The sequence below is a fragment of the Agromyces sp. P2_B3 genome (assembly GCF_056404815.1).
In genome coordinates this window covers 550,967-572,319 of record NZ_JBFUDH010000002.1, presented here as the reverse complement: position 1 = coordinate 572,319, position 21,353 = coordinate 550,967, and the positions used below count along the sequence as shown (strand labels likewise).

Below are 21,353 nucleotides of genomic sequence, written 5' to 3'. Positions count from 1 at the left end.
GCCGGCAGGGCGTCATCCCTCCAGCGCGCCCAGTCCGCTGAGGTCGAGGTCGACCTTGTGCGGCCGCGAGTCGCCGACGATGATCGCCGGCACCCGCACGAACGTGCCGCGCTGGCGGAGCCCGTCGAGCAGTTCCACCCAGCGCTCGGAGGCCGCCGTGCCGAGGAAGCCGGCGTGACGCGGGCGATCGCCGCCCACGAGTTGCACGCCGATGCGGTAGCGGCGCGAGAGCCACCGGTTGGCGCGCGGGACGAGCACCGCGTGCTGCTCGGTCCCGCCATACAGGCGCGCCAGCTCGATCGCGGCCTGGTGGCGGTTGGCGTCCTCGACGGGCACGACCGTGCGCACCTCGCTGTTCCGGTGCGGCGCGTCGACGACGTCGAGGCCCTCGAGCGTCGCGAGGTCGCCCCATTGGTCGGGGTTGGCCCGCCGGCTCGCCCGCACGAGCGACACCACGAGCCAGGCGAGCGCCGCCAGCACCAGCACCACGAGCAGCCAGAACGCCGCCGGCGGGCCGTCGGGACGGATCCACCCGGTGAGGAGGAGCAGCCCGACGAGCACGAGGAACGGGAGCGGCTCCCAGGCGAGCAGCGGCTTGGAACGGGGCGCGGGCATGGGGATCAGGCTATCGCCCGCACGGGCTCCGGCCGTCGTCAGCGCAGGGCGGGCAGGCGAGCGGCGACCTCGTCGAGCACCGACTCGTCGGCCGCGTACAGGCCGTGCTCGCGCGGCCAGTGCACGACGACGTCGGTGTAGCCGAGCTCGGCCGCCCGGCCGACGGCGTCCTCGAAGGCGCCGACGCTCGCGAGGCTGTAGCGGGCCTCGGCGTCGAGCGACAGCGTGCGGCTGATCGTGGCCGGGTCGCGACCGGCGTCGGAGCAGGCCTCGTCAAGGCGCTGCACCAGCGTTCCGGCGGTGCGCCACCACGCCGCGGTGTCGTCGTCGGCGCCGGCGGTGGTCACCCAGCCGTCGGCGATGCGCACGGCGAGCGCCAGGCCCTTCGGCCCGTCGGCGGCGAGGTGCAGCGGCATCCGCGGATGCTGCGTCGGCTCGCCGACCATGCGGGCGCCCGACGCGGTGAACCACTCCCCCTCGAACGAGATGCCGCCCGAGCCGGGAGGCTCGAAGCGGAGCAGCACGTCGAGCGCCTCGGCGAACTCCGCGAACCGCGCGAACCGCTGGCGAGGCGTCAGCTCGGGCTGGCCGAGCACGAAGGCGTCGAAGCCGGTGCCGCCGGAGCCGAGGCCCAGCAGCATCCGCCCGCCCGAGATCTGGTCGACCGTGGCGATGTCCTTCGCGAAGGGCACCGGATGGCGGTAGTTCGGCGAGGCGACGAACGTGCCGAGGCCGATGCGGCTCGTCACGGTCGCCGCGGCCGTGAGCGTCGGGACGGTGGCGTGCCAGCGTTCGCCGGCGAGCCCGCGCCACGCGAGGTGGTCATAGGTCCAGGCGTGGTCGAAGCCGTACTCCTCTGCGCCGCGCCAGCGGCGGGCGGCCTCGGGCCAGTCGTACTGCGGGAGGATGACGATGCCGAAGCGCATGGGGCCAGCCTACGGGCGACGCGATCCGGTCGGCACGGGCTCGCCCCCGAGTTCGACGGCCAGGGACGGTTCGATCGCGTGGCGCTCCAGGCGCACGCAGACGATGCCGGCGAGGATGAGCAGCCCGCCGAGGATCTGCACGGGCCCGAGCGCCTCCCCGAGCAGGAGCCAGCCGACGATCCCCGCGAAGACGACCTCGGACAGCCCGAGGAAGGCTGCGAGCCGGGAGCCGAGCATGCCGATCGCGGCGATGCCGGCCACGTAGGCGAAGGCGGTCGACACGACCCCGACGGTGACGAGCGGCACCCACCACGGGGCGCTGCCGCCGAGGAACGGCACCTCGGTGAACACGGCCTCCATGGGCAGCAGTCCGACGGCGCCCGTGATGGCGAGGGCCACCGCGCCGACCACGAAGCCCGCGGCGACGAGCGCGATGGGCGGCAGCTGCTCGGCCGCCCGCTCACCGATCGCGTAGTAGACGCAGACGCCGATCATGGCGATCGCGGCGAACGCGAGGCCGAGCGGGTCGAGCGATCCACCGCCGGGCCCGATGACGAGCACGAGGCCGCCGATGGCGAGCACCGACCCGGCGAGCACGATCGCCTGCGGCCGGCGGCGGGTGCGCAGCCAGGCGAAGAGGACGAGCGCGATGGGCGCGAGGTACTCGATCAGGAGCGTCGTCGAGACGGGGATACGCTCGAGCGACGCGTAGAACGCGAACTGCACGCCGGCGACGGCCACGAGCCCGTACACCAACACGGTCCAGCGCGCCCGCCACAGCGGCCGGAGGTCGAAGCGCAGCGCGACGAGGCCCGGGACCGCGAGGATCACGGCGGCGACCGAGATGCGCGCCAGCACCGCGGCGCCGGGCGACCAGCCGCTCTCGAGGAGCGGCTTCACGAACACCCCGCCGGCGCCGAAGGCGAGGCCCGCCGCCAGGCCGAGTGCGATGCCGAGCATGCCCCGCGAGTTGCGCACGACTGCCTCCCCCGAAAGTTCATGGAACTCGCCGCCGTCATGGGCGAACACCGTTATGCTGATGACGCTACCGGTTCCGGATGTCAGGAGTCAAATGATTTTCACCGATGACACGGTGGCGGCGCTGAACTTCGTCGCCGCCCTGGCCGACACCGTGCCCGAGGCCTCCGAGTCCGGCGCGGACGAGCTCGCGACGCCAGATCAGCTCGACGCCCTGCTCGACGCCTGGATCTACTCCGGCCGCCGCGACGGCGACGCACGCGAGCTCGCCGAGGTCGTCGCCGCGCGCGACCGGCTGCGTGCGCTCTGGGCGCTCGACCGCGACGACGCCGTGCTCGCGGTCAACGAGATCCTCGCCGAGGCCAATGCGGTGCCCCGGCTCGTGCGCCACGACACGCTCGACTGGCACATCCACGCGACCTCATCCGAGACCCCGCTCGCCGAGCGCATCCTGGTCGAGGCGGCGATGGCGCTCGTCGACGTCATCCGCGCCGATGAGACCGACCGCATGCGCGCGTGCGCCGCCGACGACTGCTCGGGGATCTTCCTCGACCTCTCGAAGAACGGCTCGCGCCGCTTCTGCTCCACGCGCTGCGGCAACCGCATGGCCGTGCGCGCCTACCGCGCCCGCACCGCCTGACCCGCATCGCCGGTCGCCGGGCATGACGAAGGCCCCCGGCCGCACTCGAGAGTGCAGAGCGGGGGCCTTCGCAAGAAGTTCGCGGTGTCTTCGAGAGCCGCGCGAGACTACTCCGCTTAGCGGCGCAGCCCGAGACGCTCGATGAGCGTGCGGTAGCGGGTGATGTCCACATCGGCGAGGTAGCCGAGCAGACGACGACGCTGACCGACGAGGAGCAGCAGGCCACGACGCGAGTGGTGGTCGTGCTTGTGCTCCTTCAGGTGCTCGGTGAGGTCCTTGATTCGCTTCGTGAGGAGCGCGATCTGGACCTCGGGGGATCCAGTGTCACCGGGGTGCGTCGCGTACTCTTCGATGATCGCCTTCTTGACATCAGCTTCAAGTGCCATAGATGGGATCCCCTTTCTCCTTGTTGCGCGCTGCCCGGGGCCGAATGCCTGGGCTCTCTTGATGCGCGGCCGATTTCACGGCAACCTCAGGAGTCTACCAGAGCGGATGCCGCGTGGCCGCCCACCCGGGCGCCCCGCTCCCCCGCCGCACGAAGGAGCCCACATGAGCAAGCCCGTCCTCATCATCATCGGCGTCGTCGTCGCGCTGCTCGGCCTGCTGTTCACGCTGCAGGGCCTCGGCGTGGTCGGTGGCAGCGCCATGTCGGGCTCGACCCTGTGGGCGGTGCTCGGCCCCATCATCGCGATCGTCGGCATCGTGCTCGTGGTGCTGGGCCTCCGCAAGCGGCCCACACCCTGAGGCGGCGCGTCAGCGCGTCGGGTCGATGACGAGCTTGCCGAGCACGTCGCCCGCGCCGATGCGGGCGAGCGCCTCCGGCGTCGAGGCGAGCGGCAGCACCGCGTCGATCACCGGATGCACCTCTCCGGCCGCGACCATGGCGTCGAGCTCCTCGAGGCCGCCGTTGGGACGTGCGGCGAGCACGCGGTACGCACGACCGTCGCGCCCGCGAAGGCGGCCGAACGCGAACGCCGCGAGGATCGTGCGCATTCGACCGCCGATGATCACCAGGCGCCCGCCGTCCGCGAGCATGCGGCCGTACTCGCGGAGGCTCCGGCGCGCCACCAGCTCGATGATCACGTCGTAGCCCCCGTCGATCGGGCGGTCCGCCGCGGCATCCGTGAGGTCGATGGCACGAGTCGCGCCCAGCCGTCGCAGCAGGTCGAGCTTTCCGGCGCGGTCGACCGCCGTGACCTCGGCGCCCGCGCGGCGTGCGAGCTGCACGACGAGCGTCCCCGTTCCGCCGCCCGCGCCGTTCACGAGCACCCGATCGCCGGCGACGACGCCCCCGAGCCCGAGGCCCTGCACGGCCAGCCCGCCGGCCTGCGGCAGCGCCGCGGCATCCGGATACCCGATCGCATCGGGGATGCGACGGAACGCGGTCGCGGGCGCCGCCACGAACTCGGCGAAGCCGCCCCATCCTGCTCCGGCGAGGTCGCCGTGCACCCGGTCGCCGACCGCGAGGCTCGTCGCGCCGGCACCGACCGCCACCACGTCGCCGGCCACGTCGGCGCCGAGCACTGGGTGCACCGGCCGGCGCACGCCCCCGCCGAGCCGGGTGATCAGTGGCGTGCCGTGCAGCAGGTCCCAGTCCCAGGAGTTCACCGACGAGGCCAGCACGCGCACCATTACCTCGTCGGGACCCGGCACGGGTGTCGGCAGGTCGACCTCGCGCAGGCGGTCGGGACCGCCGTACCGCTCGTACCGGATCGCGCGCATGGGGCGAGCCTATCCACGCCGCAGTCGCGCCGGCATGCGCCGGAATACCCGGCCCTGCGGAAGGGTTTCCATGCGTATGGATGCGATCGAGGTGGACGTCGCCGTCATCGGCGCCGGGCAGGCCGGACTGTCGGCCGCCTACCACCTGCAGCGTCGCGGCTTCGTGCCGGTCGTGCGCGACGCGAGCGCGGCGCAGACGTTCGTCGTACTCGACGCGAACCCAGCGCCTGGTGGGGCGTGGCAGCATCGCTGGCCGTCGCTGCGCATGGCCACCGTCAACGGCATCCACGAGCTGCCGGGATTCCCCGTGCCGCCCGCCGACCCGGCGATGCCGAGCCGCGAGGCGCTTCCGCCGTACTTCGCCGAGTACGAGCGGCGCTTCGACCTCGCGGTGCAGCGCCCGGCGCAGGTGAGGGCCGTGCGCCGCGCGGACGACGACCCGCACGGGCGCCTGCTCGTCGAGACCGACCGGGGCGACTGGGCGGCGCGTCACGTCATCAACGCGACGGGCACGTGGACCCGCCCGTTCCGCCCCTTCTACCCGGGGCTCGATCGATTCCGCGGGCGCCAGCTGCACGTCGCCGACTACGTCTCGGCCGACGAGTTCGCCGGGCAGCGCGTGATCATCGTGGGCGCGGGCGTCTCGGCGGTGCAACTGCTGGACGAGATCTCGCACGTCGCGGAGACCGTGTGGATGACGCGCCGCGAGCCGCAGTGGGTCGAGGACGACTTCGACCTCCCCGCCCGGAGTGCCGCGATCGCCGGGGTCGAGGCGCGGGTGCGCCAGGGCCTGCCGCCCGGCAGCGTGATCGCGGTCACCGGCATGCACTGGACGCCGTGGGCGCGGGCCGCCGAGGCGCGCGGCGTGCTCGTGCGGCATCCGATGTTCGCCGCTGCCGAGGAGCACGGCGTGCGCATGCCCGACGGCTCGTTCATCCCCGCCGACGTCATCCTCTGGGCGACCGGCTTCCGCCCGGCGCTCGACCACCTGGCACCGCTGAGGCTGCGCACCCGCGAGGGCGGGTTCCGCGTCGCCGACACCCGCTCGCTCGACGAGCCGCGCCTCTTCCTCATCGGCTACGGCCCGTCACAGTCGACCGTCGGCGCCAACCGCGCCGGTCGCGCGGCGGTGCAGCAGATCGTCGCGGAGCGCGCGGGGGACGACGAACGCTCCACCGCGTCGCCCGCCGTCGCCGGGGCGACGGCCGCCTGACGGGCCCTCGTCGTTGCCGCACCGTCGAGCACGGAGCAGACTGGCGCCATGGCGTTCGTGATGAAGCGCGTGTACGAGCCCGCCGCGGCATCCGACGGCTACCGCGTGCTCGTCGATCGGCTCTGGCCCCGCGGGGTGAAGAAGGAGCGCGCCGAGCTCGACGAGTGGGCGAAGGACGCCGCCCCCTCCCCCGAACTGCGCACCGAGTGGCACCACCACCGCGAGCGATTCGACGAGTTCGCCGCCCGCTACCGCGATGAGCTCGACGCCGATCCGGCCGCGCAGGCGCTGCTCGAGACGGGGCGCGCACACGACCGGGTCACGCTCCTCTATGCCGCACGCGACGAACAGGTCAATCACGTCGCGGTGCTGCTGGGATGGCTCGCCGATCACGGGGCATCCGTCGAGCCGTGAGCGAGCGGATGCCGCACCGGAGCGTCTCGCGGACCGCCGCCGCCGGGAACCCGCCGCCGGCGCTCACCGCCATCGTGCTCGCGCTGTCCGCGGTCGTGCTCGCCGTGTGCGCCGTGGGGGTGATCATCGAGACCTCCAGCCGTGCGTCCACGTCGTATGCGCCGATCGAGGCGACGGTCGTCGGCGAGCACTCCGATCATCGGCTGGTCGCCGACCGACGGGGCAGCAGCATCGAGTCGGTCCGCATCGTGACCGTGGAGCTGCCCGACGAGGTTCGCGCCGACCTGCAGAGCGACGATCTCGCCGTCGGCGCCTCCGCGACGGTCTACCGCAGCGATTCCGGTGCGGTGTTCGAGACACCGCCGGCGCGGCCGGGCGCGCTCGAGTGGGCGCTCTGCGCGGCGACGGCGGCGGCGGCGATCGCCCTCGCGGCACTGTCGGTGCGCAGCATGCGGGGGCCGCGGCGACCCGTCGTCTAGGGCGCCAGCACGAAGATCGCCGGCCAGCCGTTGTGCGCGTAGACGATCACCGCGAACACGATCGCGTCGAAGAGCAGGTGCACGACGAGCACGTAGGTGAGCGACTTCGTGAGCTTGAACGTGTAGCCCTGCAGCAGCGCGAATGGGAACGTGAGCAGCGGGCCCCAGGACTGGTAGCCGAGCTCCCACAGGAACGAGACGAAGACGATCGACTGCAGCAGGTTGGCCTGCCAGGTCGGGAAGTGCCGGCGCAGCAGCGCGAACACGGTGCAGATGAAGAACAGCTCGTCCCACGTGCCCACCGCGTTCACGCCGACGAACAGGCGCGCGATCTCGTCGGGGGCGGTGACCGTCGGCCAGTTCGTGTAGACGCCCGAGGTGATGAAGTAGAACGGCAGGATCGCCCAGCCGAGGAAGAGCACGAGCAGCAGGTACGCCCACTGCACCCGAGTCCACCGCTGGCCCGTGCGCCAGGGGAAGCGGATGACCCGGTCGCGGTAGACGAACCGGGAGATCAGGTACGGCACCGCCACCGCGCTGCCGAGCACGACCGTGAAGCGGACCATGTTCGGGTAGCTGATGTCGGCTTCGAGCGACATCGTGGAGATGATGACCTGGCCGAGCGCGATGAGGGCGAGGTCGGGCAAGAGCCGACTGGTGCGGCCCGACCGGTCGACCAGCCACGCCACGCCCAGGCCGAGCACGAGCACGGCGTAGCCCGCCAGTCGCAGCTGGAACCCGAAGAGGAGCACCGCGGCGCCGCAGACGAGCACGGCGGGGAGCAATGCGATGGGGTGCGTGCGCACCTCGGGCGGCGCGACGAGGGCGGTGGACACCCTCCCAGCTTCGCCGTCGCGACGCGGCGCGGCAAGTCGCCGCGGATCGTGACGCCGTGCGACGGCGCGCCCGGCGCGGGTCTCCCCCGGTGTCGGGAGGACGTGTCACGATCGGTGCATGACGCGGATGCCCCGGCCCTACCCTCATCCGACGCCGCACGCGGCGATCGTGCCGCCCTACCTCCTCGCGCGCATCGCGAACCTCGACGACCCGCGCTTCGACGCGGCCGCCGACGCCGCCCGCCGCTCGCTCCTGCGCGACGCGCCCGTGCGCGAATGGCGCGGCAGCGGTGAACTGCCCTCGTTCATCGCACCCGAGCACCCGGCGCGCGACGAGCGACCCGCTGCGGCCCCCGGCACGGCTCCGCAGCCCGACCGGCGCATCTCCGATGCGCAGGGCGACGACAAGCTGCCCGGCCGCCTCGTGCGCCGCGAGGGCCAGCCCGCGAGCGGCGACGCTGCGGTCGACCAGGCCTACGACGGCCTCGGCGACACGTTCGAGATGTTCGCCCGGGTGTTCGCGCGCGACTCGATTGACGACGCGGGCCTGCCACTCGAGGCCACCGTGCACTACGGCGACCGCTACGACAACGCCTTCTGGGACGGCGAGCGCATGGTCTTCGGCGACGGCGACGGCGAGGTGTTCCGCGGCTTCACCCAGTCGATCAGCGTGATCGGCCACGAGCTCGCGCACGGCGTCACCGAGCGCACCGCGCGGCTCCGCTACCAGGGCCAGTCGGGCGCCCTGAACGAGCACGTCTCCGACGTGTTCGGCGCGCTCGTGGAGCAGTACGCCATGGGGCAGGATGCCGCGTCGGCGACGTGGCTCATCGGCGAGGGGGTCTTCACCGATGCGGTCGAGGGGCGGGCGATCCGCTCGATGAAGGCGCCCGGCACCGCCTACGACGACGACGTGCTCGGCAAGGACCCGCAGCCCGACCACTTCGACCGCTACGTCGAGACCGACGACGACAACGGGGGCGTCCACCTGAACTCCGGCATCCCCAACCGCGCCTTCGCCCTCGCGGCCATCGAACTCGGCGGGTTCGCGTGGGAGACCGTGGGGCGGGTCTGGTACGACGTGCTCACGTCAGGCCGGTTGCGACCCGACACCGACTTCAAGACGTTCGCGAACGAGACGGTGCGCGCTGCGACCGAACGCTTCGGCCGCGCGTCCCGCGAGACCCGGGCGGTGCAGGGCGGCTGGGCTGCGGTGGGCATCGAGACGGTGCCGGCGGCCGCCTGAACCGGCACCATGCCGCCGCACCTGCCGCGGCACGTCCGCACGTCCTGCAGGTCCGCCCCAGCGGCCCTCGCATCGCGGGAGTACCATCGCGGGCATGGACGTCATCGTGTCCCGAACGGGCGGCCTGGCGGGCCTTCGACTCACGTGGGAGGTGCGCGTCGACGAGCAGCCCGACGCCGACCGGTGGTACCTCCTCATCGAGGAGATCCCGTGGAGCCAGCCTCCGCCCGTGCCGCCCGAGCCCGACCGGTACATCTACCGCATCCGGTGCGAGCCGCACGAGGCGACGCTGGCCGAGCGCCAGCTGACCGGTCCCTGGCGCGAGCTCGTCGACCGGGTGCAGCAGGTCACGGAGCCGGCGCGCGGCTCGAGCGGCGCGAGCGGCGAGGGTCGACCGGCGCCGACCGGGCCGTCCGCACCACCCCGAACGCGATGAAGCCCTGAGCGGCGAGGTACGTCGACATCACCACGAGGTCATGCGGGGCGAAGTCGTAGCCCGGCAGGAACCGCCCGAGGGCGAGCACCGAGTCGGAGACGACGAACAGTGCACCGCCGGCGGCGATGAGCCCGCCGAGTCGGCCGGCCAGCGCCGCCATCGCGCCGAGCACCAGGCCGTACAGCGCGACCGGTGCGAACAGCGCGTCGAGATCGGGTCCGAGGAGGACGAGGAACGCCGCGTACCAGACGGCGTAGGCGGCCGTCCAGGGCGGGAGGCGCCGGTCACCTCGACGCATGCGGAGGAAGAGCACGATGTAGGTGACGTGCGCGAGCAGGAACGAGGCCAGGCCCACCACGAACCACAGGTCGCCCGTGAACGTCAGCGACGCGTCCCCACCCCAGGAGAAGCCGATCGCCACCAGGAGCAGCACCGGGGCGGCGGCACGGAGCGGTCGGGCGATGAGCACGACCGCGAGGCCGAGGGCGGGCATGAGCAGCAGCTTCGAGACGCGTGCGACGTCGTCGAGGCCGACCACGAGCACGGCGACATGCAGGATCGACAGGAGGAGGTACGGCGCGAAGGCGAGCAGGACGCGTCGGCGGTCGCCGCTGCTGGGTGCCGCTCCGCGGTCAGGTCGTGGATCGGTCGTGGATCCGGTCACGTCGTCGTGCCTCTCGTGGGGTTCGCCCGTCGGGCGTCACCAGATGGTACCGAGCGCGGCCCGAGCACGCGGCATCCGGAACCCCCATCTGGCCACTCGGTGCCCGGGCGCGACGAAGGCCGGCGGGCTCATGCCCACCGGCCTTCGTCGTACGGGATCGCTCGGCTCAGCTGACGCCGAGGAGGTCGATCACGAAGATCAGGGTCTTGCCCGAGAGCTGGTGCCCTCCGCCGGCCGGACCGTAGGCCTTCTGCGGCGGCACGGTCAGCTTGCGGCGACCGCCGACCTTCATGCCCGGGATCCCCTCCTGCCAGCCGGCGATGAGCGCCTGCAGCGGGAAGTTGATCGACTGGCTGCGGCTCCACGACGAGTCGAACTCCTCACCGGTCTCGTACTCCACGCCGAGGTAGTGCACGTCGACGGTGGAGCCCGGGGTGGCCTCCGCGCCGTCGCCCACCACGATGTCCTCGATGACGAGTTCGACGGGGGCCGGACCCTCGGGGGCGTCGATCTCGGGCTTGCTGTTCGTGTCAGTCATGGCTCCCATCCAAACGGACGCGACGGGCATGGACAACCGTCCACCCCCCTCTTGCGCTGACTGCGAACATCACGCACTCTGGAATCCGAGAACTCGTCGCCCCGTAGAGATGTCGGCAGTGCCACACCACAGGGCGGCGAGTTTCCTTGTGCGGGGGCGGCGCTCCGCCGGCGCCCGAGCCGCGGGAAGATCAGCGCAGCAGCGCGGCCCGGTCGGCGGCCACCGCCTCCAGCAGCGCATGCTCGTCGACGGCGCCCCGGCGTCCTTCACGCGCGGTCACCATCCGCTGCCTGGTGAAGGCGAGGTGCGTCGCATCCCTGATGAGGCGTCGCATCAATGCCGTGCGCGGCGGGGTCTGCGCCCTCGCCCACGCCTTCGCCTGCCGGCGTCCGGCGGGCGTGGCGAGCATCTCGACCTCCGCCGGGCTGAACCAGCCGGCCGCGCCGTACTCGGCGAGCCGCGTGCGGGTGATGCGCGCCTCCTGGCGACGGAGGTACACCGTCACGAGCAGCGCACCGACGAAGATCGGCACCTGCACGGTGAAGTACAGGCCGATCGCGTCGTCGGCGAATGCGAGCGAGCCGTTCCACAGCGCGTGCAGCAGCACCGCACCCGTGAGGCCGAGCAGGAACCATCCGATCACGCCGGGGCCGCCCCCACGACTCGCGCCGATGCCGATCGCGATGCCGATGCACGCGGTGAACAGCACGTGCGCGAAGGGCGAGAAGATGCCGCGCAGCACGAACGTGGCACCGAGCTCGCTCGCACCGCCCTCGGCGAGCGCCTGCCCGAAGTAGAGGATGTTCTCGGTGAACGCGAACCCCGCGGCCGCCGTGGCGGCGTAGACGAGGCCGTCGACCGGGCCGTCGAAATGCGACCGCGAGAACGCGAAGATGAGCAGCACGCCCAGGCCCTTGGCGAGCTCCTCCACGAGCGGCGCCTGCACGACCGCCTGCAGGGCCTCGTCGGGACTGCCGCCCGGCTGCGCGAACGCCATCGCGAGCTGCACGCCGAGATCGACGACGAGCGCGATCGCGACCGCGACCGCCGCGCCCCACAGGAACGCGAACCACAGCGCCCACCGCGGCTCGGGCTCCCAGCGGTCGATCCAGCGCACGGCGAGCAGCACGACGCCCAGCGGCACGAGCGCGAGCAGCGTGCCGATGACGAGTGTCGACACGCCGAGGGCGAGGCCGAGATATGCGAGGACGAGCAGTCCGACCAGTCCGGCGAGCACGATCCCGATCACCCCGAACACCGTGCCACCCCGCCGCCCGCGCGGCGGCGGCGCCGACCAGAGCGGTGCGGCGGGCGTCGGGTTCAGCTCGGGCGGTGGGGCGCTGGTCATCCGCGCAGCCTATCGACCCCGCGCACCTCGAAGCAGCGGGTTGCCAGCGGCTCGCGGGCGGGTCCCCTCGAACGGCTCAGTCGTCGGAAGCCGCGAACATCACGCCGGGGTTCAGGATGCCGGTCGGATCGAAGAGGGCCTTGATCCCGCGCTGCAGGCCGAACGAGTCGTCGCCGAGCTCATCGGCGAGCCACCGGCGCTTGAGCACGCCCACTCCGTGCTCGCCCGTGAGGGTGCCACCGAGGGTCACCGCGGCGCGGAACAGGTCGTCGGCCGCGGCCCAGACATCCGACGGCACCTCGTCGCCCGTGAACACGAAGTTCGGGTGCAGGTTGCCATCGCCCGCATGCGCGATCGTGGGGATCTCGATGCCGTACCGCGCACCGATCTCCTCGATGGCCCGGAACATCTCGGGCAGTCGCGAACGCGGCACCGCCACGTCCTCGATGAGCACGTTGCCGGATGCCGCGAGTGCCGGGTGCATGGCGCGGCGGATGTCGAGCAGTCGCTCGCCGGTCGCGGCATCCGTCGACACCGAGACCCGCCCGCCCCCGGCGGCGAAGGCCTCGGCGATGCGTGCGGCCTCCTCGGCGGAGCCGCCGTCGTCGCTCTGCGCGAGCAGGAACGCCTCGCCGGTCGCCGTCTGCTCGAGCGGCGTGCCGGCGAGCGCCGCGTCGCCGAGGTGCGCGGCGATGCGGGCGAGCGCGGCGGCGTCGATGAGCTCGAGCACCGCCGGGCGGATGCGGGCGGCGGTGACGGCAGCGGATGCCGCGGCGGCGGCCTCGACGCCCGGGAACGCCGCGGCGACGGTGACGACCTCGCCCGGCACGATGGGACGCAGCCGCACCGTCGCCTCGACGATGACGCCGAGGGTGCCCTCGGACCCGGTGAGGAGGGCCGTGAGGTCGTAGCCCGTGACGCCCTTCACGGTGCGATGGCCCGTGCGCAGCAACCGGCCGTCGGCGAGCACGACGGCCAGTCCCAGCACCGCCTCCCGGGTCACGCCGTACTTCGCGCAGAGCAGGCCGCCGGCGTTCGTGGCGATGTTGCCGCCGATCGACGAGATCGCCCGGCTCGCCGGATCTGGCGCGAACCAGAGGCCGAGCGGCGCGAGCGCGTCGTTGAGGTCGCCGTTGAGCACGCCCGGTTCGACGACGGCGAGCTCGTCCGCCTCGGAGACCTCGAGGATGCGGTTCATCCGCGAGACGTCGAGCACGATCGCGCCGGGGCTCGCGATCGCGCCGCCTGCCAGGCCCGTGCCGGCGCCGCGCGGCACGACCGGCGTGCGCGTCTCGTGGGCGAGGCGCAGCACGGCCTGCACCTCGTCGACGGATGCCGCGTGCACGACGGCGAGCGGTCGGCTCGCACTGCGCCATCCGGAACGGTCCTCCCGGCTCGCGTCGAGGGCGGCGGGGTCGGTGGTGACGGATGCCCCGAGGGCGTCCCGGAGGCGGTCGAGCAGGTCCTGGGGCATCCCTCCACGCTAGCCTCAACGGCCGGCTGACCGGCGACGCGGCCATGTCCGATTCCCGCCGGTCGATGTCGGCCGTGCGTGCGAGGCTGGATGCATGACGCCCCATCCCGCCACCATCGCGAGCCCGGCCCGCACCGTCGGACGCGCCGCCGCCGACCCGCTCGCCGACCCGGTGTTCGCCGAGCGCTACCGGGCGATGCAGGCCCGCGACGCACGGTTCGACGGCCAGTTCATCACCGGCGTGCACTCCACCGGCATCTACTGCCGCCCGAGCTGCCCGGCCGTCGCGCCGAAGCCGTCGAACGTGAGCTTCTACCTCACCGCCGCCGCCGCACACGAGGCGGGGCTGCGCGCCTGCAAGCGGTGCCTGCCTGATGCGGTGCCCGGGTCCCCTCAGTGGGACCTCCGCGACGACCTCGCGGCGCGTGCCATGCGGCTCATCGCCGACGGCATCGTCGAGCGCGAGGGCGTGCCGGGCCTCGCGGCACGCCTCGGCTACACGCCGCGCCACCTCACCAGGGTGCTCACCGCCGAGCTCGGTGCGGGCCCGCTCGCGCTGTCGCGGGCCCACCGCGCGCAGACGGCGCGCGCGCTGCTCAACTCGACGGCGCTGCCGGTCGCCGATGTCGCGTTCGCGGCGGGCTTCGGCAGCATCCGGCAGTTCAACGACACCATCCGCGCGGTCTACGAGCGCAGCCCGCTCGAGCTGCGCGCGGCCGCACGCCTCCGCGATCGGGCGAGGGTCGCGGCGGTCGAGCCCGACGACGACGCGGTCGCGGGCGACGCCCACGCCGGCGTCGTGCACCTCCGCCTCCCGGCCAGGGCGCCCTTCGACGCCGCGGGGGTCTTCGCGTGGCTCGGCGCGCGCGCCCTCGGCGGCGTCGAAGAGGCCGGGCCGCTGCAGTACCGGCGCACGCTCCGGCTGCCGGGCGGTGCGGCGCTCGTGCGGTTGGAGGCCGCAGGCGATGCGGGCAGCCCCGCCATCGACGTCCACGCGCGACTCGCCACGCTCGCCGACCTCCCCCCGCTCGTCGCCCGCGTGCGCCGGCTCTTCGACCTCGATGCCGATGCCGTGGCGATCGACGCCGCCCTGTCCGCCGATCCGCGGCTCGCGGCATCCGTCGCCGCCGTGCCCGGCATCAGGGTCCCCGGATGCCTCGACCCCCACGAGCTGGTCTTCCGCGCGCTCATCGGGCAGCAGGTCTCGGTGAAGGCGGCCCGCACGGCGCTCGCGCGGCTCGCCGCCGAACTCGGGGATCGTCTGGTCGTTGGTCGCGGTGCTGGTGGCGAGACAGGCGACGGCCCGACGTTGCTCTTCCCGACGGCGGGAGCCATCGCCGCCGAGGGCGAGCGGGTGCTGCGCGGACCGGCGGCCCGCATCCGCACGATCGTCGACGTCGCACGTCGGCTCGACACGGGCGACCTGGTCGTGGCGCCCGAACGTGAGCGCGAGGAGTTGGCCCGCGACCTGCTCGCCGTGCCCGGCATCGGACCATGGACGGCCGGCTACGTGGCGATGCGCGTCACCCGTGCGCCCGACGTGCTGCTCACTGGCGACCTCGCCCTGCGCAACGGCGCCGTCGCGCTCGGCCTGCCTGGCGACGCGTCGCGCCTCGCGGCCGAGGGCGTGCAGTGGGCGCCGTGGCGGAGCTACGCGTCGATGCACCTCTGGCGGGCCGCGTAGCCATGCTTGTCGACATCGCGTCGCTCGCACCCGCCTTCGTTGTACGCCGTGCACATCCGGGCGGGCGCTGTGGCCGATAGCCTAGACAGGTGAGATTCGCGCACCTCAGAGTCGAAGGCCAGACGACCCCTCGGCTCGCGGCGGTGGTGGCGGAGTCGGCGCTCTTCCTCGACGAGGTCATGGAGTGCGCGCCGCGCGACCTGCAGGATCTCATCGAACGCGGCCCCGAGGGGCTCGACGAGGTGCGCACCGCGGTCGACGCGTCTCTCGCCGCCGGCGTCGAACTCTCGCCCGTCTCCGAGCTGCGGCACTCCTCGGCGGTGCTGCGGCCCGCGCAGGTCATCGCCATCGGCGCGAACTACGCCGCCCACGCGTCGGAGCTGAAGCTCCGCTCCGAGACCGCGATGACGATCTTCTCCCTCTGGCCCAACTCCCTCGCCGGCCATGGCGGCACCACGACCTGGCCCGAGGACCTCACCTCGCAGGTCGACTACGAGGCAGAGCTCGGCGTCATCATCGGCCGGCCCGCCCGTGGCGTGCACGTCCGCGACGCCCTCGACTACGTGTGGGGCTACACCGTCGTCAACGACATCACCGCACGCGACCTGCAGTTCAGTGAGGCCCAGTGGTCGCGGTGCAAGTCGTTCGACGGCTTCACCCCGACGGGGCCGGTCGTCCTGACCGCCGACGAGGTCCCCGACCCCCAGGACCTCTGGCTCACGACGAACCTCGACGGCCGGATCCTGCAGGACGCCTCGACGAACGAGATGGTGCGCGGCGTGGCCGAGATCATCTCGTACCTCTCCCGCTCGGCGACGATCCCCGCGGGCACGCTCATCTCCACGGGCAGCCCTGGCGGCGCCGGCTACTCGCGGAACCCGCAGGTGTTCCTGCGCGACGGGTCGACCGTCACCGTGTCGGTCGAGGGCATCGGCTCTCTCACCACCCACTGCCGCGTCATCTGAGGTCGTCGCCTGCCCGGGACGACGAGCCCGGGCGCGCAGACGGGGCGCACGCGGCATCCGGCGTGCGATGAGCGTGCGCGCCGGATGCCGGCCGGCTCACTCGTGCGGTTCGCCCTGCAGGTCGATCACCGGGATCGCGCTCGTGACCGGGTGGATACCCGAGAGACGCGACGGCGCGAGCTGGCGCTCAACGTCGTGGCGCGTCATGAGGCCCGCCTCGACCACGAGGTCGGCGACCGGACGACCGGTGGCGAGAGCCTCCTTCGCGAGCGTCGAGGCCGCACCGTAGCCGATGAACGGGATGAGGGCCGTGATGACGCCGACGCTCGAGGCCACCATGGCGCTGAGGCGTTCGACGTTCGCGGTGATGCCGTCGACGCAGTTGACTCGAAGGGTCCAGCACGCCTGCCGCATCCAGGTGATGGACTGCAGCAACGAGTGCGCGATGACGGGCTCGAACGCGTTGAGCTGCAGCTGGCCCGCCTCCGCCGCCATGGTCACCGTGACATCCGTGCCCGCGATCGCATAGGCGACCTGGCTCACGGCCTCGGGGATGACGGGGTTCACCTTGCCGGGCATGATGCTCGAGCCCGCCTGCCGCGGCGGCAGGTTGATCTCGCCGAACCCGGCCTGCGGACCGGACGACAGCAACCGCAGGTCGTTGCAGATCTTCGAGAGCTTGATGGCGCTGCGCTTGAGCGAGCCCGAGAACGACATGAACGCGCCCGCGTCGCTGGTCGACTCGATGAGGTCGGGCGCCGACTCGAGGCTGAGTCCGGTGATCGCGTTGAGGTGGCGCACCGCGGCCGCGCCGTACCCCGGGTCGGCGGTGATGCCCGTGCCGATGGCCGTGGCGCCGAGGTTGATCTCCGAGAGCAGCCAGATGGTCTCGGTGAGCCGGGCGTGATCCTCGCCGAGCGTCGTGGCGAACCCGTGGAACTCCTGCCCGAGCGTCATCGGCACGGCATCCTGCAGCTGCGTGCGACCGACCTTGAGGACCTCGTGGAACTCGTCGGCCTTGCGCAGGAACGACTGCCGCAGCAGCTCGAGCTCGGTGAGGAGCGTCGCCAGGGAGAAGGCCAGCGCGATCTTCAGCGCGGTCGGGTAGGTGTCGTTCGTGGACTGGCTGCGGTTCACGTCGTCGATGGGATGGAGGATGTCGTAGCGGCCCTTGTCGTAGCCGGCGAGCTCGAGGGCGACGTTCGTGATGACCTCGTTCGCGTTCATGTTCGTCGAGGTGCCGGCGCCGCCCTGGATGACGCCGACGACGAACTGGTCGTGGAAGTCGCCGTCGATGATGCGCTGGCAGGCCTGGTCGATGAAGGCGGCTTTCGTGTCGCTCAGCACGCCCACCTCGCGATTGGCGCGCGCAGCGGCCTGCTTGACAGAGGCGAGGGCCCGGATGAGTTCGGGGTAGACGGAGATGGGTCGCTTCGAGATCGGGAAGTTCTCGAGCGCCCGCATCGTGTGCACGCCCCAGTAGGCGTCGGCGGGCACCTCCACGGTGCCGAGTGAGTCGGTCTCGACACGGGTGGCGGTGCCGGGGTCGACGGGGAGCTTCACGTGCTCCTCCTCCGCAATCAGGTGGTCGGGCAGGTGGTCGGGTCGGGTCATCGACACGGTTGGGCTCCATTGCCTCGTACGCGCGGGATCGCCGCGCTGGGTGTGCACGCGGGGTCGCCGCGCTGGTACTCGACTCCGAGCCTACCGCCGACCGTCGCGGACGGCAGGGCCGCCGTGGCCCGCCGGCGTCCGGTCGGCGCCCGGTGGGCGCCCGCACGGCGCCCGGTCGGCGCCCGGTGGGCCAGGACGCGACGAACGGGCCGCCCCCCGCGTGGGGAGCGGCCCGTCCTGGACGTGCGACGCGAGCGTGCGATCAGAGGAACGCGAACGGCAGCATCGCAAGGCCGAAGACCAGTGCGCCGATGGTGAAGAGCACCGTGCCGGCGAGCATGACGCCGTTGAGGACGATGCCCCAGATCGCCATCGTGCGCGACTGCGGCTCGCGCTGCAGGGCCATGACGCCGAGCACGAGGCCGGCGACCGGCACGAAGAAGGTCGAGCTCGCGACGATCGAGACGAGGCCGAGCACGAGGCTGGCGATGCTGAACCCGCGCGACTCCGCCGTGGGCGCGGCTCCCGGCGCATATGGGTTCGGCTCGCCGAACGGCGCCTGCGGCTGCGAGGTGGGCGTTGCGGTGGTCATGGTCATGTTCTCCTGTTCGTGGGGTGTGCTTCCACGCTACGGATGCCGCACGGCCGGCGACATGGGGCTATCCCCCCGATCCCGCGGTGGCACGCCCGCGCGTGCCCCCGGTGGCGCCCTCCCCGACGGATACGATCGCAGGGATTCGGCCCCTCACGATCGGAGCAGCATGCACCTGCCCTGGACCGTCCACGGCGACGGAGCCCACGTCGCGCCCGGCGAGGTCGTCGCGCCCGGCGAGCGCCTGAGCTGGCCGCGCACCATCGGCCTCGGCGCCCAGCACGTCGTCGCGATGTTCGGCGCGACCTTCCTCGTGCCCATCCTCACGGGCTTCCCGCCCGCGACGACGCTGTTCTTCTCGGGCGTCGGCACCATCCTGTTCCTCGTCATCACGCGGAACCGGGTGCCGAGCTACCTGGGCTCCTCCTTCGCGTTCATCGCACCGATCCTCGCGGCGATGGGCGCCGACGTCGACGACCCCATGGGCGCCGCCCTGTTCGGCATCGTCGTGGTGGGCATCCTGCTCGCCCTCGTCGGCCTCATCGTGCAGTGGGGCGGCACCGGCTGGATCGACGCGCTCATGCCACCGGTCGTCGCGGGTGCCATCGTCGCACTGATCGGGTTCAACCTCGCGCCGGTGGCGAAGTCGAACTTCGAGCAGGCGCCGCTCACGGCCCTCATCACGCTCACCGCGGTCATCGTGGCGAGCGTCGCCTTCCGCGGCATCCTCGGGCGCATGTCGATCCTGCTCGGCGTCGTGATCGGCTACGTCGCCGCGGTCGTGCAGGGCGAGGTCGACTTCGGCGCGGTGGCGGATGCCGCGTGGGTCGGCCTGCCGCAGTTCCACCTGCCCGCGAACCCGTTCGCCGACAGTGCCGTCTGGGGCATGCTGCCGGCGTTCCTGCCCGTGGTGCTCGTGCTCATCGCCGAGAACGTGGGACACATCAAGGGCGTCGCGCAGATGACGGATGCGTCGATCAACGCCTCCACCGGACGCGCGCTGTTCTCCGACGGGCTCGCCACCACGATCGCGGGCTTCTTCGGCGGCTCGGGCACCACGACCTATGGCGAAAACATCGGCGTCATGGCCGCGACGCGCGTGTACTCGACGGCCGCCTATTGGGTCGCCGGCCTCTTCGCCGTGCTGCTCGGCCTCTCGCCCAAGGTCGGCGCGGTGATCAACACCATCCCGCCCGGCGTGCTCGGCGGCATCACCACCGCGCTCTACGGCCTGATCGGCATCATCGGCGTGAAGATCTGGATCGACAACCGGGTCGACTTCACGAGCCCCGTGAACCAGTTCACCGCCGCGACGGCGCTCATCATCGGCATCGCCGACTTCACGTTCAGCTTCGGGGAGGTCTCGTTCAACGGCATCGCGCTCGGCACGATCGCCGCGATCGTCATCTACCACCTGATGCGCGGCATCGCCCGCGTGCGGGGCACCGACGGCCCGCCGGCCGCGCGACCGGATCAGCCGCCGAGCAGCGTCTCGATCGGACCCCGCACGAAGTAGACGAGGAATCCGGCCGCGACGATCCAGAGCAGCGGGCTGATCTCGCGGGCCTTGCCCGAGCACGAGCGGATGACCACCCAGCTGATGAAGCCCGCCCCGATGCCGTTGGCGATGGAGTAGGTGAGCGGCATCACCGTGATGGTGAGGAACACGGGCAGCAGCACCGAGAAGTCGACGAGGTCGATGCCGCGGATCTGCGCCATCATCAACGCGCCCACGATGACGAGCGCGGCGGCGGCGACCTCCGACGGCACGATGGAGGTCAGCGGCGTGAAGAACATCGCGAGCAGGAACAGTGCGCCGGTCACGAGGTTCGCGAGGCCTGTCCGCGCTCCCTCGCCGATGCCCGCGCCGGACTCGATGAACACCGTGTTCGACGAGCTCGACGTGAAGCCGCCGGCCACGGCGCCCACGCCCTCGACGATCAGCGCGGAGCGCAGGCGCGGGAAGTCTCCGCGCTCGTCGGCGAGGCCCGCCTCCTTGGACAGGCCCGTGAGCGTGCCCATCGCGTCGAAGAAGTTCGTGAACACCAGGGTGAAGACGAGCATGAGGGCGGCGAGCACGCCGATCCGCTCGAAGCTGCCGAAGCTCACCTGGCCGACGAGCGAGAGGTCGGGCAGGCTCACCCACTGCTCGGGAAGCGCGGGCACCGAGAGTCCCCATCCGCCGTCGTTGTCGACCTTGGAGCCGAAGTGCCAGATGGCCTCGGCGATGAGGGCCAGCACCGTGCCGCTCAGCAGGCCGATGAGGATCGCCCCGCGCACCTTGCGCGCGACGAGGATGCCCGTGAGCAGGAGGGTGACGACGAACACCAGCGTCGGCACGGTGGCGATGGAGCCGCCGACCCCCAGCCCGACGGGCGGCGACGACAGGCCCGTCGACGTGACGAATCCCGCGTCGACGAACCCGATGAAGGCGATGAACAGGCCGATGCCCACGGTGATGGCGATCTTCAGCTGCAACGGCACGGCGTCGAAGATGAGTCGTCGCAGGCCGGTCGCGGCGAGCAGCACGATGATGAGGCCGTTGATGAGCACGAGGCCCATGGCCTCGGGCCAGGTGACCTGGCCGACGACGCTCACCGCGAGGAACGAGTTGATGCCGAGGCCCGCGGCGAAGGCGAACGGCAGCCGCGCCACCACGCCGAACAGGATCGTCATGACCCCGGCGGTCAGGGCGGTGACCGCGGCGACCTGGGCGAACCCGAGCTGGTCGCCGTCGACGTCGGTCGCGCTCGACAGGATGATCGGGTTCAGGATGACGATGTAGGCCATCGTCACGAACGTCACGAGGCCGCCGCGCACCTCGGCGCCCACGGACGAGCCGCGTGCGGTGATCTCGAAGAAGCGGTCGAGGGCGGACGTCGAGCGCGGGCTCTCGGGCGGGACGTCGGTACGGGTGGAAGTCGTCACGCGACGACCCTAGCCGCGCATCGGCTGACGCTGCACACCTG

At 72.3% G+C, this 21,353-nt stretch carries 23 protein-coding genes; 10 read left to right on the top strand and 13 right to left on the bottom strand.

Going from position 1 to position 21,353, the window contains the following annotated elements; all coding sequences use genetic code 11:
- Positions 1 to 12: 12 nt before the first annotated feature.
- From AC1DZA_RS05495 to AC1DZA_RS05485, 3 genes are read right to left on the bottom strand one after another with little or no spacing between them, the layout of a single operon-like run.
- Positions 13 to 615 (bottom strand): hypothetical protein, encoded by a 603-nt coding sequence (locus AC1DZA_RS05495; protein ID WP_476761950.1) that lies wholly within the window; start codon positions 613 to 615, stop codon positions 13 to 15.
- Positions 616 to 653: 38 nt separating this feature from the next.
- The gene (locus AC1DZA_RS05490; protein WP_476771987.1) at positions 654 to 1,541 is read right to left on the bottom strand and encodes an LLM class flavin-dependent oxidoreductase; all 888 of its coding nucleotides are present in this window, start codon (positions 1,539 to 1,541) and stop codon (positions 654 to 656) included.
- A 9-nt stretch (positions 1,542 to 1,550) separates the two neighbouring features.
- Positions 1,551 to 2,519, bottom strand: a complete 969-nt coding sequence (locus tag AC1DZA_RS05485) for an EamA family transporter (RefSeq protein ID WP_476761952.1) — start codon at positions 2,517 to 2,519, stop codon at positions 1,551 to 1,553.
- A gap of 94 nt (positions 2,520 to 2,613) precedes the next feature.
- On the opposite strand from AC1DZA_RS05485, the gene AC1DZA_RS05480 reads away from it, so the two are divergent.
- Positions 2,614 to 3,159, top strand: coding sequence for a CGNR zinc finger domain-containing protein (locus AC1DZA_RS05480; protein WP_476771986.1), 546 nt, complete (start codon positions 2,614 to 2,616; stop codon positions 3,157 to 3,159).
- 116 nt (positions 3,160 to 3,275) lie between these two features.
- Here AC1DZA_RS05480 and rpsO read toward each other — a convergent pair whose 3' ends face one another.
- On the bottom strand, positions 3,276 to 3,545 hold the full coding sequence (gene rpsO / locus AC1DZA_RS05475; protein WP_159606651.1) for a 30S ribosomal protein S15: 270 nt from the start codon (positions 3,543 to 3,545) through the stop codon (positions 3,276 to 3,278).
- A 163-nt stretch (positions 3,546 to 3,708) separates the two neighbouring features.
- On the opposite strand from rpsO, the gene AC1DZA_RS05470 reads away from it, so the two are divergent.
- On the top strand, positions 3,709 to 3,903 hold the full coding sequence (locus AC1DZA_RS05470) for a hypothetical protein (RefSeq protein WP_476771985.1): 195 nt from the start codon (positions 3,709 to 3,711) through the stop codon (positions 3,901 to 3,903).
- A 9-nt stretch (positions 3,904 to 3,912) separates the two neighbouring features.
- Here the strand turns inward: AC1DZA_RS05470 and AC1DZA_RS05465 are convergent, their stop codons facing one another.
- Entirely contained in the window at positions 3,913 to 4,881 is a 969-nt protein-coding gene (locus AC1DZA_RS05465; RefSeq protein ID WP_476771984.1) for an NAD(P)-dependent alcohol dehydrogenase, read from the bottom strand.
- Positions 4,882 to 4,957: 76 nt separating this feature from the next.
- Here AC1DZA_RS05465 and AC1DZA_RS05460 point away from each other — a divergent pair, with 76 nt between their 5' ends.
- Genes AC1DZA_RS05460 through AC1DZA_RS05450 form a run of 3 tightly spaced genes read left to right on the top strand, consistent with a single transcriptional unit; the run spans position 4,958 to position 6,987 of the window.
- Positions 4,958 to 6,094 carry an NAD(P)-binding domain-containing protein gene (locus AC1DZA_RS05460; protein WP_476772014.1) on the top strand — a complete coding sequence of 379 codons (1,137 nt, stop codon included), beginning with the start codon at positions 4,958 to 4,960 and terminating at the stop codon, positions 6,092 to 6,094.
- A gap of 48 nt (positions 6,095 to 6,142) precedes the next feature.
- The gene (locus tag AC1DZA_RS05455) at positions 6,143 to 6,508 is read left to right on the top strand and encodes a DUF488 domain-containing protein (RefSeq protein ID WP_476762557.1); all 366 of its coding nucleotides are present in this window, start codon (positions 6,143 to 6,145) and stop codon (positions 6,506 to 6,508) included.
- On the top strand, positions 6,505 to 6,987 hold the full coding sequence (locus AC1DZA_RS05450) for a hypothetical protein (protein WP_476762558.1): 483 nt from the start codon (positions 6,505 to 6,507) through the stop codon (positions 6,985 to 6,987). The genes AC1DZA_RS05455 and AC1DZA_RS05450 overlap by 4 nt, the downstream gene beginning before the upstream one ends.
- On the opposite strand, the gene AC1DZA_RS05445 is transcribed toward AC1DZA_RS05450, so the two are convergent.
- The gene (locus AC1DZA_RS05445) at positions 6,984 to 7,823 is read right to left on the bottom strand and encodes a CPBP family glutamic-type intramembrane protease (RefSeq protein ID WP_476771983.1); all 840 of its coding nucleotides are present in this window, start codon (positions 7,821 to 7,823) and stop codon (positions 6,984 to 6,986) included. The genes AC1DZA_RS05450 and AC1DZA_RS05445 overlap by 4 nt on opposite strands.
- A 118-nt stretch (positions 7,824 to 7,941) precedes the next feature.
- Between AC1DZA_RS05445 and AC1DZA_RS05440 the strand changes: the two genes are divergently transcribed.
- The gene (locus AC1DZA_RS05440; protein WP_476771982.1) at positions 7,942 to 9,069 is read left to right on the top strand and encodes a M4 family metallopeptidase; all 1,128 of its coding nucleotides are present in this window, start codon (positions 7,942 to 7,944) and stop codon (positions 9,067 to 9,069) included.
- Between the two features lie 94 nt (positions 9,070 to 9,163).
- Positions 9,164 to 9,505, top strand: a complete 342-nt coding sequence (locus AC1DZA_RS05435) for a protealysin inhibitor emfourin (protein ID WP_476762561.1) — start codon at positions 9,164 to 9,166, stop codon at positions 9,503 to 9,505.
- Here AC1DZA_RS05435 and AC1DZA_RS05430 read toward each other — a convergent pair.
- From AC1DZA_RS05430 to AC1DZA_RS05415, 4 genes are all read right to left on the bottom strand, one after another.
- Positions 9,417 to 10,169, bottom strand: coding sequence for a lysoplasmalogenase (locus tag AC1DZA_RS05430; protein ID WP_476771981.1), 753 nt, complete (start codon positions 10,167 to 10,169; stop codon positions 9,417 to 9,419). The two genes, AC1DZA_RS05435 and AC1DZA_RS05430, sit on opposite strands and share 89 nt — an antisense overlap.
- Before the next feature lie 166 nt (positions 10,170 to 10,335).
- On the bottom strand, positions 10,336 to 10,707 hold the full coding sequence (locus AC1DZA_RS05425; RefSeq protein WP_309972804.1) for an FKBP-type peptidyl-prolyl cis-trans isomerase: 372 nt from the start codon (positions 10,705 to 10,707) through the stop codon (positions 10,336 to 10,338).
- Between the two features lie 190 nt (positions 10,708 to 10,897).
- Positions 10,898 to 12,055: a PrsW family intramembrane metalloprotease gene (locus AC1DZA_RS05420; protein ID WP_476771980.1), complete on the bottom strand. Its 1,158-nt coding sequence runs from the start codon at positions 12,053 to 12,055 to the stop codon at positions 10,898 to 10,900.
- A 76-nt stretch (positions 12,056 to 12,131) separates the two neighbouring features.
- Positions 12,132 to 13,529: an FAD-binding oxidoreductase gene (locus AC1DZA_RS05415; RefSeq protein ID WP_476771979.1), complete on the bottom strand. Its 1,398-nt coding sequence runs from the start codon at positions 13,527 to 13,529 to the stop codon at positions 12,132 to 12,134.
- A 94-nt stretch (positions 13,530 to 13,623) separates the two neighbouring features.
- On the opposite strand from AC1DZA_RS05415, the gene AC1DZA_RS05410 reads away from it, so the two are divergent.
- Positions 13,624 to 15,213 carry an AlkA N-terminal domain-containing protein gene (locus AC1DZA_RS05410; RefSeq protein WP_476771978.1) on the top strand — a complete coding sequence of 530 codons (1,590 nt, stop codon included), beginning with the start codon at positions 13,624 to 13,626 and terminating at the stop codon, positions 15,211 to 15,213.
- Positions 15,214 to 15,302: 89 nt separating this feature from the next.
- Positions 15,303 to 16,178, top strand: coding sequence for a fumarylacetoacetate hydrolase family protein (locus AC1DZA_RS05405; protein WP_476771977.1), 876 nt, complete (start codon positions 15,303 to 15,305; stop codon positions 16,176 to 16,178).
- Between the two features lie 96 nt (positions 16,179 to 16,274).
- Here the strand turns inward: AC1DZA_RS05405 and AC1DZA_RS05400 are convergent, their stop codons facing one another.
- Both AC1DZA_RS05400 and AC1DZA_RS05395 read right to left on the bottom strand, forming a co-directional pair.
- Positions 16,275 to 17,792: an aspartate ammonia-lyase gene (locus AC1DZA_RS05400; protein WP_476763451.1), complete on the bottom strand. Its 1,518-nt coding sequence runs from the start codon at positions 17,790 to 17,792 to the stop codon at positions 16,275 to 16,277.
- A 262-nt stretch (positions 17,793 to 18,054) separates the two neighbouring features.
- Positions 18,055 to 18,384 (bottom strand): DUF4190 domain-containing protein, encoded by a 330-nt coding sequence (locus tag AC1DZA_RS05395; protein ID WP_476762091.1) that lies wholly within the window; start codon positions 18,382 to 18,384, stop codon positions 18,055 to 18,057.
- A 169-nt stretch (positions 18,385 to 18,553) separates the two neighbouring features.
- Between AC1DZA_RS05395 and AC1DZA_RS05390 the strand changes: the two genes are divergently transcribed.
- Positions 18,554 to 19,900, top strand: a complete 1,347-nt coding sequence (locus tag AC1DZA_RS05390) for a uracil-xanthine permease family protein (protein ID WP_476771976.1) — start codon at positions 18,554 to 18,556, stop codon at positions 19,898 to 19,900.
- Here the strand turns inward: AC1DZA_RS05390 and AC1DZA_RS05385 are convergent.
- Positions 19,858 to 21,312: an NCS2 family permease gene (locus AC1DZA_RS05385; protein WP_476771975.1), complete on the bottom strand. Its 1,455-nt coding sequence runs from the start codon at positions 21,310 to 21,312 to the stop codon at positions 19,858 to 19,860. The two genes, AC1DZA_RS05390 and AC1DZA_RS05385, sit on opposite strands and share 43 nt — an antisense overlap.
- Positions 21,313 to 21,353: the final 41 nt, after the last annotated feature.